General features: G+C 72.3%; 2 pseudogenes. One reads left to right on the top strand and one right to left on the bottom strand.

Annotated elements, in window-relative coordinates:
- Positions 1–648: pseudogene (locus tag OP04_RS56675) on the bottom strand (sensor histidine kinase); the annotation flags it as partial.
- A 130-nt stretch (positions 649–778) separates the two neighbouring features.
- Between OP04_RS56675 and OP04_RS54405 the strand changes: the two are divergent.
- Positions 779–874 (top strand): annotated as a pseudogene (locus tag OP04_RS54405) (ABC transporter ATP-binding protein); the annotation flags it as partial.

Genomic DNA, 874 nt, shown 5'->3' with positions numbered 1-874 from the left:
CGCCAGCACGTCGTGCATCTCCCGCGCGATCCGCGCCCGCTCCAACTGCCGGGCCCGGTCCACCCGCAGCTGCTGCTCCGACTCCGCGCGCTCGGCCCGCTCCCGCAGCGAGCGGACCAGTTCGCGGCGGGACCGGACCAGCGAGCCCCAGAGCAGGATGATCACGAAGACGGAGACGATCCAGGCGACGGACTGCCAGTAGCCGAGGTCACCGGCCGGGCGGAACGCGACGAACACCAGGCCGGGCACGGTGTTGAGCGCGATGACCACGGCCGACACCGGGAGGCGCCGGTGCACCGCGACCGTGAACATGATGATCAGCGCGGCACCGGCGACGGTGGTGGAGAGCACGCCGAGCGGCACGCAGATCAGCGCCAGCAGGACCGGGCGGTGGCGCCGCCACCAGAGCCCGACGGACAGGGCCAGGCCGGGCACCAGGTCGGCCCAGGCCACCCAGTCCGGCTGCGGGATCTCGGGCGTGCCGGCCGGCGTCGCGACCTGGAAGAGCGTCTTCTCCGCGGTCGCCAGGAACACCCAGCCGAGCGCGAGCCCGAACAGGACCGCGTCGGTGGCCCAGTCGCGGGTGGTGCGCGGGCGGACCGGCTCGGCCTCGTCCCACGCGGTGAGCGACCAGCGACCGCGGAACATCAGACCAGGCTACGGCCGGGGCACGGGGGCGGATAGCGACCAAAGTCTAGGCGGGAAAGCGACTTTGGTCGCCGCACCGTCGACCGCGGACCGAGGCGCGGGAACGGGTGATTCGGACAGGCTTACCGGCATGATTACGGCTGACCACCTGACGAAACGGTACGGCGCGCACACCGCCGTCGACGATGTCTCGTTCACCTGCGAGCCCGGCACGGTCACCGGCTTC

Source organism: Catenuloplanes japonicus, from assembly GCF_000717135.1.
GTDB classification, from domain to species: domain Bacteria; phylum Actinomycetota; class Actinomycetes; order Mycobacteriales; family Micromonosporaceae; genus Catenuloplanes; species Catenuloplanes japonicus.
The sequence above is the reverse complement of the archived record's forward strand: the minus strand, read 5'-3'. Positions and strand labels throughout refer to the sequence as shown.